The 9618-nt window shown below is 60.6% G+C and carries 5 protein-coding genes and 2 pseudogenes; 3 read left to right on the top strand and 4 right to left on the bottom strand.

Annotation, left to right across the window (positions count from 1 at the left end):
• Positions 1-328: 328 nt before the first annotated feature.
• The gene (locus QJT78_RS45125) at positions 329-2764 is read right to left on the bottom strand and encodes a DNA topoisomerase (protein WP_049810204.1); all 2436 of its coding nucleotides are present in this window, start codon (positions 2762-2764) and stop codon (positions 329-331) included.
• 110 nt (positions 2765-2874) lie between these two features.
• Here QJT78_RS45125 and QJT78_RS53345 point away from each other — a divergent pair.
• Both QJT78_RS53345 and QJT78_RS53340 read left to right on the top strand, forming a co-directional pair.
• Positions 2875-3056: pseudogene (locus QJT78_RS53345) on the top strand (hypothetical protein); the annotation flags it as partial.
• A gap of 45 nt (positions 3057-3101) precedes the next feature.
• Positions 3102-3203, top strand: a pseudogene (locus tag QJT78_RS53340) (transposase); the annotation flags it as partial.
• A gap of 254 nt (positions 3204-3457) precedes the next feature.
• Here QJT78_RS53340 and QJT78_RS45115 read toward each other — a convergent pair.
• The 3 genes from QJT78_RS45115 to QJT78_RS45105 form a co-directional block, all read right to left on the bottom strand.
• The gene (locus QJT78_RS45115) at positions 3458-6271 is read right to left on the bottom strand and encodes a hsp70 family protein (RefSeq protein WP_038976512.1); all 2814 of its coding nucleotides are present in this window, start codon (positions 6269-6271) and stop codon (positions 3458-3460) included.
• 27 nt (positions 6272-6298) lie between these two features.
• Positions 6299-8131 carry an Hsp70 family protein gene (locus tag QJT78_RS45110; protein WP_038952233.1) on the bottom strand — a complete coding sequence of 611 codons (1833 nt, stop codon included), beginning with the start codon at positions 8129-8131 and terminating at the stop codon, positions 6299-6301.
• Between the two features lie 115 nt (positions 8132-8246).
• A complete protein-coding gene (locus QJT78_RS45105; RefSeq protein ID WP_038976511.1) occupies positions 8247-8867 on the bottom strand; it encodes a DUF2760 domain-containing protein in 621 nt (206 codons plus the stop codon).
• A gap of 102 nt (positions 8868-8969) precedes the next feature.
• Here QJT78_RS45105 and QJT78_RS45100 point away from each other — a divergent pair, with 102 nt between their 5' ends.
• Positions 8970-9338, top strand: a complete 369-nt coding sequence (locus tag QJT78_RS45100; RefSeq protein WP_155258214.1) for an ABC transporter substrate binding protein — start codon at positions 8970-8972, stop codon at positions 9336-9338.
• The last annotated feature ends 280 nt before the right edge of the window (positions 9339-9618 follow it).

Raw genomic sequence — 9618 nt, 5'->3', positions numbered from 1 at the left:
TTGCCGAAAGTCATCGCCGGTGTAAAGTTCATCGACGGAATCGAAGTCATTCCGAACACTGAAAGCCACGCCGCCTGATCAGGCCGCGTCACCCAAAATCAGCCATAGCTCGTCGTCAGGGCGCCGAATAGCGATCTGCTGAACATGCGAGCTGATTGCGACACACGATCGCTTAGTTTCATTCATGGTTCTCGCGAGAAGCTCGGATGACGGCACTGACCTCTCGCTGCGTTGGCACTTGATGGTCACCAACAGCGTCTTCCGTGTTTAACGGCGGTCTCTTCCCTCTACAGCCTGTGGATGGAGAGACGTGGCGACGTATGGCCACCTAAAGCAGCCATCCCCGTTGGCCGAATTCAGAAAGATCAACTCCAGGCGGGGCATACCATCCCCCCGATCCATAACGGGCACCGAGCTTCAGAGCGACTTCCTTGTTGCCAAAAGGAATCCGCAGCGGCGTCCTGCTTGAGTTTGCTGATGCGGGAGTCGTCGAAGGGGCATCGGGGTCAACTTTTTGCTTTCGAGACCTATTCGACGGTGCAGCCTGGGGTGGAGCCGACCCAACCGGCCTGTTGGAGGTCTTGCGACTGGGCTTGCGGCGTTTTTTGTCTCGATTCATATCAATCCATGCGGACATCGCGACCGAGTTGGACCTCGCATCATCGGGGATGATGAGACCTTTCCCCTGTGCCAGTTTCTTGGCGTACAACAACTGTGCTGGACTTACTGGTTTGGGGGCGAGCTTACCGGCCGTTGCCGTTTCGCCGTCGGACTTTTTAGGCGCGTGCTCGCTAAGGAATTTGCGGCAGATCGATATCGATGTCTTATAGCCCGGCGGTGGTTTGATGCCCTTTTGCCGGACAAGGCTGTCAGCAAAGCGTTTCATCGCAGGCGTCGGTGGATACGTTCCTGTGCCATAATCACCTATACTGCCAAGCAAGGAAGGTCCCCCCGCGGTAGCACCCTCCTTCAGCTTGCTGATTATACGCTCGGCGACATCGCATACGGCGTCAATCGCGCCGACCATCTCCTGTTTGCCTACAACGACATCGTCAAGCAGGCATTCAAGTTGCGCCGTCACGCCCGGATCGACTAGCGCCGGATCGGCTTGTTTGAGAACGCTGAACAACGACAGGCCGGTCTCGGTCGGCACAATATTCTTGCCCTCGGCAATCAGGAAACCTTGCTTCTTCAACCCGCCGATGATCTCGGCTCTTGTCGCAGGCGTACCGATACCCTTGGCCTCCTTCAAGCGATCCCGCAGAACCTCGTCATCAACAAAACGCCAGGCATTCTGCATAGCCTCGATCAGAGTGCCTTCGTTGTAACGTGGCGGCGGCCGGGTCTCCTTGTTCTCAATTTTTGGATCTTGCAGTTGCGCGGTCTCGCCGTTGCGTAGCGGCGGCAGCAATTGCGCCTCATCGCCCTTTTCGTCGGCGGGTTGCCACTCCGGAAATGCTGCTCGCCAACCGAGATCAATGGGCTGGCGACCGGCCGCGCGAAATTCGTAGCCGTGCACATCGAGCGTTGCGGTCGTCTGCCGGTAGCGGAAGTCGGGCATCAAGGCGGCCATATATGCCCGCGCGATCACGTCAAAGAGTTTCTTCTCGTCAGACGACAGACGAGGCCAAACCTCCGGCAGCTTGTCGATGGTGTTGACGTTGGGAATGACGGCATGGTGGCTCGCACCCTCCAGCCCCTTGTCGTAGAAGGTACCGCTCACACCTCTACGGATCACTGGCGGCTCGGGAACAGGGATCGCGTTGAACGATTGGCCCACCCGCAGTCCGGCAATGATTCGCGGCACGTCCGATATCAAGCTCTGCGGCAGATAGCGAACCTCGGCACGAGGATAGGTGACAATCTTCTTGCCCTGACCGTCATACAGCTCCTGCGCCACTTCGAGCGTTTTGCTGGCCGACCAGCCGAATCGCGAGCCGCAGAGTTTCTGCAACGATGGCAGATCGTGCAGCTTGGGTGGCCCTTGCCGCTTATCCTCGACGCGCACAGCAAGCGCGCCCTCGAAACCTTCAGCCGCTTTAACTACGTCCTGGGCAATCTCGCGCTTAACAATTCGGTCCTGCGGCGCGTGGCGCATCTGGAATTGCCCGCCCGCAACTTTCGCGGTGGCGACAATTTCGAAATAGGCAAGCGGCACGAAGTTCCGGATTTCCAACTCGCGCTTGCATACAATGGCCAAGGTCGGTGTCTTTACGCGACCGACCCCAATCACTCTTCGCGCGCCTTGTCCCAAGATGACGGTTGCAGTGCGCGTGAGGGACAGGTTGTAAATTTGATCGGCCTGTCGGCGCGCAACGGCGGCGGCGTAAAGACGGGCATATTCGATATTAGGTTTTGCGCGGCCGAATGCGTCGCGGATGGTCTGCGAATCCTGCGCGGTGAACAGCACCCGCATCACTTGACCGCGATATTCGTAATGCTCAAGAATCTCCTGACCGATTAGCTGACCCTCGCGGTCACAATCGGTTGCAAGCCAAACTCGTTTGGCAGTGCGCAACGCCTCGCGAATAGCCTTGAGCTTAGCGGCCTTGTTGCCGCCCTCCGCTGGGCGCGTTCCGTAAAGACTTTCAGGCCGCAGAAGTATGGGCGACCACCGCTTCCAAGCCGGAACAACGTCCTCCGGTTCGAGGAGATCGAACAAATGGCCCTCTGCTGGAAGAACATCACCGTAGCGAGAACCAATTGCGGCGCGGACATCTTTGGCCTGGCTGGTTTTCTCCGTGATGACGATCTGATCTGCCATGACGGCCCACTTGGGAGGACGGCCGGGTCGAAGGGGCCGATGCTCCGATTGCCAATAGAACATATAGAGAACATAATTTGATCGTCGGGTCAAGTAGTTGGAGCCGGACCATGGCTGAGGTTACCTATTACGTCGCGCTGCCGTTCGTCGTCGCCGATGACGGTATGGCCGCTGGCGAGCCCACGAATGCTTCAATCCGAACGCCGCTGTAATGCGCGCTGAGGCGTTATCGCGTAAAGAAGGCCACGTCGGCGCAGACGCCTTTGGCCGCACCGGTGACCCTGCCACCGGTTCATCCTCTGGCAAGCTCAAGGTGTGGCAAGCGAACGCGATTTGTCGGTGGGCCGTAGAACGAACGTTCGCATGGCTTGGGCGGTGCAGGCGTCTCGCCAAAGATTGGGAGAATCTCAATCGCAAGGCGCTCGCATCAGATTCTTAGGGCCGTTGGTAATTACTGGGCGGCCAATCTGCTCTTTTGTCGAAGTCGTGTATCTTGAGCGAGCCAAGGCTGCGCTCCTACACTTCGATCACGCGGCCTCTGTGGCTAATGCAAGACCGCTACACCGCGAATAAAGAAAACCAAACTTTCTTGCATCCCGCTTGGGCTTGGGACACGATCAGCTCCAACCCTTCAAAGCCAGTATTTCTCATTGGATATGCCATGGCAGATAGCGGCGCGGGCCTCGCGCATGTCTATGCAATCAGGAGCAGACCGGTAGGGAGTGAATCGTCATATAGACTGGCCCGGTCGGATCGTCCGATGGGAACAAACCCTTTGATTTTTGCAGTCTGCAGCGCAGGGACGCCGGATTTCTCCAGCTTGCTGGCAATCAGACCGCGCAGAGGCATAGGTAGATCAAGGCTGCGATCGTCGACGACGCGTGCGGCCCGGAGGAACAGAATCTGCAGGTCGAGCAACTCCGGCGTAGTCCAATCGAAGCGCTGGAAAGCCTGATACGCGTGCTCGACGAGATCGGGCGAGACGACAGTCTCCGGCCCTGCGTAGAGCGGAGTTCGGTTTAGCAGGAGCCCGAGCGCCGCAAGATAAGGAGTGCAGTGCCGCTTGGCCCGTGCAAGCGTCACCGCGGTGTCGCAGAAGCAACGGACCAGTTCCGCCTTGGTGTCGTGGTGGATCAGTTCCAGCGACCCAGCCAAGCGTACGAGTTCGTCGGGCGCCCTGCCGCTGCGGATCCTGTCGATCTCTCGGGCCACAAGCATGGTCTGGCGTTCGCGTGTGAGCCCGCCCGCCACCCGGCGCCAGAGAATGTATTCCTGGCTCTTGATGCGCCGGCCGGGAAAACACGGGCCATCATCGTGCACCCGCCACAGCGCATCGATACGAAGGTCGTCCCGGACCAGGCCGAAGCCCGGGCGCAGCAGGAAACCAGCCATGATGAGCCATGCCTCTTCGTGGTCCGCCGAACGTCGTCTGTCGTCCCGCCGCTCCTCGAGCGCGGGCCAAAGGGCGCGCAGCAGGGGCCCGTTCCATTCACTTCTGGCAGACGCGAGGATGTGTTCCATACCCTTGAGGATCGTGGCAGCAGTAATCTTGTTCTTTTTGCTGTTATTGGCAGGCTGGGTGAACACGACCCCGATCTGTCTGCGTGCCGCTTCAAGCGCGTCCGCTGAAGCGTTCGGTTCAATCGGAGCGTTTGCCTCCCGCGTCCGCCCCGCGCCGGGCGCGCCCGCGACGCCTTGGATGTGCTCGCGCATGTTGAATTCCAGCGGCCAGGACTGCTGGACGGCGGGGTCGGCGCTGACGCACGAGATCTGGAGCAGCCCCAGTGCGTTCATCCGCGCCGTCAGACCGACGGGCAACATCCCGCCCGCTTCCGGACCGGATAGCTCAGCCGTCCTGACGATGGTCTGGAGCGGGGGCAATGGGTGAAATTCGCCTTCAGACCAGGAAACGATGTCACCGGTCCGGCTGACGCTCTTCCGGGTTGAGGAATAAGCCTGGAAGCGCACCAGCTGATCGGTTCGGAGCTTAAGCCCAAGATCAGCGATCTCAAAAAGCTGCGACGGCGCTGCATCCTGAGGAAGAACGCATACGAGGGGCGGACGCACAGTCTGGTGATCCGCTGCCTGTATCCCCTCCACTTCGAGAAAGATCGCAGCGGCGGCCCCAGCGGCGATGCGAACCGAACGGTGGTGGAGAAGGGCACCAAATCGTGCGGCTCCGCGCGCCACCGCCAGATCGGGCTCCTCGTTCTCCAGAACCTGCGGTACGAAGCCATCCTGCCAGCCGCCGATCTGCTCGCGGAGTCTTTGGCGCAGGAGCGACGGTCGGACGGATCCGCCGTTGAACAGGACGGCATCAATGCGCGGGCGATCGTTGAGGAATTCGGCAAGGTGTCGGGTTATCGCGCTGTCGGCAGGATAAGGAAGCCCCCATTCCCTCAGTGCCGCGTACGTCCGGTACGGCCGCGCCGCCGCGTCGCAGAAGGGAAAAAATCCGTCCAGCAATAGGCTCTCGATTTCCGCCCTCGTCGCCGTCGCCGCCTGCGAGCCGCCGACCATCCCCGACCCGCGACCGGCCAGTGCAACAACGAACCGCTCATCTGGCGGCCCCGTAGCGACCAACGCTTGCTCTTTCAGATGACGGCAGGCGGCGACGAGCTGATCCCATTGCGGGCCGGAAAGCTGGCTGGCCGCCCCGGCAAGCCGCGGCTCCAGGAAATGCGCTACGGCAAGGTCGATATTGTCGCCGCCGAGCAGCGTATGCTCGCTCACCGCGACACGCCTGATGTCAGGGTCCGACGTTTGCTCGTTCAGGCGAACTTCAAAAATGCTGAAATCCGAGGTGCCGCCGCCGATATCGATGACCAATACGTGTCGCAGCCCGGCATCGCCGTTGTCGGGCCGCTGCCATAATTCGCGCGCTGGGTCGTGGCTTTCCAGCCAGCAATAAAACGCAGCCTGCGGCTCTTCGAGCAGTCGCACATCGCCGACGAAACCCGCTTCCTCGGCGGCGGTAATCGTCAGCCGCTGCGCCGCCGCATCGAAGGAAGCCGGGACGGTAACCGTGATGTCCTGATCATCGAACGCAAACCCAGCCTGCGCAAACCGGCTGTTCCAGATCCCCCGCAGATAGTTCAAAATCAGTGCAGAGGCGCGTACCGGTGAGATTTTCTGCTCACCTGCCAGAACCGTCGATCCCCATGGCAGAAAGGGTTCCGACCGGTCGGCGGCGTGATGGCAAAGCCACGACTTCGCGGAATGGACGACCCGTCCGGGCGCTTCGCTTGCCTTCATGCGTGCAAAAAGGCCGACGATCCATTGCCCAGCTCCGACCCCCTGACCGCGCAAGTGTGCTGCGACCGCTTCCTCTGGCAGGTACAGGAAAGAAGGTAGCGTTGGCTTCTCGGTCAGACCCCCCAGGCCTTCCCATTGCGGGACGAGAAGGACCTCTGGCGCCCCCTCGCTGACCAGTGGCGCGAATGCGAGTGCGGAGTTGGTCGTGCCGAGATCAATACCAATGGCGAAGCGGGCGCGATCTTTCGTCAAGAAGTACCTCCAGAGGCGGTCCGGCCCCTATTCCGTGCGGACCTGGAACTCAACCTTCCATCGGCGATCGGAGTTCGTGTGACTCATCCAAAGCTCAAGGATGCCAAGTTCGGTGACGACGGGGCTGACGCGGACCGGCACCACCTGCCCCATCGGGACGTCAAGTGGCGGGATCGCGACTTCGAGCAGGCCAGCGTCATCAAGCTCACGCTCGGCGTCGGGGAGTATCTGTCCCGGCGTGTCGCCGCTTCGTACCGATGAAGAGAAAAACCGAAACTCTGCAGTGCGCCCGGTGACAAGGCCGAACTCGCGTCCTTCGATCAGCAGTTCCGTGCCTTCCTGCATCCCCTGCGGGACAACGCACAATGCCTTCAGCGGCGGGTTGTAGCCCGGAATGGCGGGCATCGACGTTTCCAGGCCGATGTAATAGGAGCGCGCCGCGCCGGCCTTGATGCGCATGCCCTTGCCAGTGGCGCGGAGACGTCCGTAGATCGCGCCGCCGCGTGCGACGGCGAGGTCTGGTTCGAAACCCTGCAATTCGCGGACTGGCTCGCCCCCATTCCAGGACGCCAGCAGATCAAGCACCCGGGTACGGATTGGCGCGGCCTTGAAAACGCCCCCATTGAACAGGACCGCGGTCGGCATCAGCACCTGCGCGCAAGCCGATGCTCCCACCAGAGCGGCAAGCTTTTCGCTTGCCTTCACGTTCTGCAGGCTCTGAGCGAGAAACCGGGCGATATGCTTGCTGACGACCGGATCGGAAGCATAGGGCAGACCGAATTCCTGCAGCCCTGCCATACGGCTCTCGCGCGGCAGGTCGTCAAGGCTGGTTCTGGCGAAAAACCCGTCGACAACAACTTGCTCCAGCGTCTCGCGATCGAGAGTCGTTGAGACAGTCTTGGCAAGCAGGCTGGAGCCGCGCGAGGGGACCGCGATTGGCGCCTGCGCCAGCCCGCCATCCTCAAACAGGACCATCTTGGCTTTGGAGGCGGCATGCACGAGCGCCAGTAACTGCCAGGAGTCCAGGCGTTTGCCCGCGGCCTCAAGCTTGGCGTTCAGCGCATATGCGAGCGCCAAATCCATATTGTCGCCACCTAGCAGAATGTGCTCGCCGACGCTGACACGCTCAAGTTCCAGACGGCCTTCGACATCTGTGACCGCGATCAAGCTGAAATCGGCTGTCCCGCCACCGACATCGCAGACCAGCACGATATCGCCATCAGCAATCAGGTTTCGCCATTCCCTGCGCATCTGCGCCATCCAGGCGTAAAATGCAGCCTGCGGCTCCTCCAGCAATATGACGTCCCCAAGCCCCGCAGCCTTGGCGGCCTCGGCGGTGAGGCTTCTTGCGACCTCATCGAACGAGGCAGGAACGGTTACAACGATCTCGCCTTCCGAGAGGTCCCAATCTCGCCCCTGCACCCGTTCGGTATGCAGGAAAGCGTCCCTCAGATGTTGGAGATAAAGGCGTGAGCATTCGAACGGCGAGAGCTTCTCTTCCGCCATGTCGGATCGCCAGGGCAGGATCTGCTGCTTCGGGTCGACATGCGGGTTGGACAGCCAGGATTTGGCGGAGGTCACGAGGCGATCAGGCACGAGCGCCCCCCGCTCGCGAGCGAACTGGCCAATGAGCACGCGCTCCCCGGCATCGTTCCAAGGCATTGGAAACGAACTCTCCGGAAACTCCTCGGAGTGCGGAATATAGATGGCGGACGGTAGTGTCGGCATCTCACCGATCTGATTTGGTCCCAGGGTCTGCGCGATTTCGATAATCCTGGTCTCACCACTCTCGAGATCGGCGATCGCGATTGCGCTGTTGCTGGTGCCGAGGTCGATAGCAAGACTGAAACGAGCGCTCATGGGGAGGGTTGTCCTGGTTGTCGTGCTGACAATTCGCGTCAATAGCCGCGCGTGATGGAAAGCACCGGTTCTACATTCCGCCCGGGCGTCCGGCAGCCGGCCGATGCGAGCCCGCTTATCTCAGTTCCACCTCCGCCGGAGCGATTGCTGGAAGTCGATGGGTCGCACTCCGCAAAACGCGTGGTAGATTCACCGCATCCGTTTTCCAGCCGTGGTGGACAAGCACTCCCGAGAACGGCGCCTGGCCGCTGATCTTGCCCACCAGCCGGTACTCGTCCGGCGAATAGCCAGCGGCGACCTGCACCATCGATCCCTCGCTCTCTGCGCGCACGGGGGAGATTCGGAAGTGCTCCAGCAGGGCGGTCTTGCATCCGGCGTGGACCACGCGCGCGGCTGCCCCAACCTGTGCGTCATCATGCGCGTTGATGTCGTCCATCAGGAAATCGACTAGCCGGCCCCTTGCCTGCAGCATCGCCAAAAAGCTGACGATCTCGGCGTCCGCCTGGTTTGCGCGAGTCGTAACAGGCGTCGGTCGGGCCGCCTCAGTGCCAGCACTTCGGTTGTCCTGTGACGGGCCGCGCCCGACCAGGATTGCTATCAGCGCGACAAGACTCAGCGCCACCGCCCCACCCGATAAATACATTTGGAATGCGCTCGCTGCCGGCAGCAATTCCAGAGCGTTCACCACGACCAGGAGCAGGACCACTATGATGGCGATCGCTTTCATCGCATGCATGTTTAGCCGCAGCTCCCTTTTGAGACGTATCAGCGTTGATTGACGCACGAAGAATACAGGATATCGACAGTTGTGGAAACCTAACCGGGTCCAACTGCTCGGATACCAGCTCTCTACGGCTATCGGGAACACGTCGATGACGCCGGGCTAGTAAGTTGCGGTGTCGATCTTCGCGAATGCTTTCGGCGAGGCGCGTACTGCGTCGGCAAAATCATCAAAGGCGCAGCGCCGAGCGATCCGCCGGTAGAGTTCCCCACCAAGGTCGAACCGGTGATCAATCTCGAGACCGCCAGGGCGCTGAGCCTCACCGTCTCACCGCCACTGCTCGCCCGCGCTGACGAGGTCGTCGAACAGGAGCATTGTTTGTTGCAGCGCATGAGTCTGCATCTGGGTCCATCGCGGACCAATAACGCACTGGCACCATCACCCAGCAATCAAATTAAAGCGGACATCGGACGGCTCACAATTTAGGCCAAGGCCCGCCTGCGGACGGATAGGTCTCAGCGAGCCAACGTATCCTAGTCACCGGCTTCGCTCCCCTTGCGCTCCCCGGTTGAATTGCTCAGTCTAAACACCTCCCAGAAGCACGAGCGAATTCTCGTCCGGCCCCAACCTTTAGAAGAGTAGGGTCATGCTTTGAGTAAGCGGAGCTTTTCTCCCATTTGATTGACTGGTTTCGCTTCGGCTTTCGCTCTGCGATCCTTGGCTTGTCAGAGAGCCGAGAGGAGACTGAAGGCGATGGAACAATCGG

The sequence above is a fragment of the Bradyrhizobium sp. Mp27 genome (assembly GCF_029953005.1).
GTDB lineage: Bacteria > Pseudomonadota > Alphaproteobacteria > Rhizobiales > Xanthobacteraceae > Bradyrhizobium > Bradyrhizobium barranii.
Note: the sequence above shows the minus strand (reverse complement) of the source record. Positions and strands in the feature narration are given on the sequence as shown.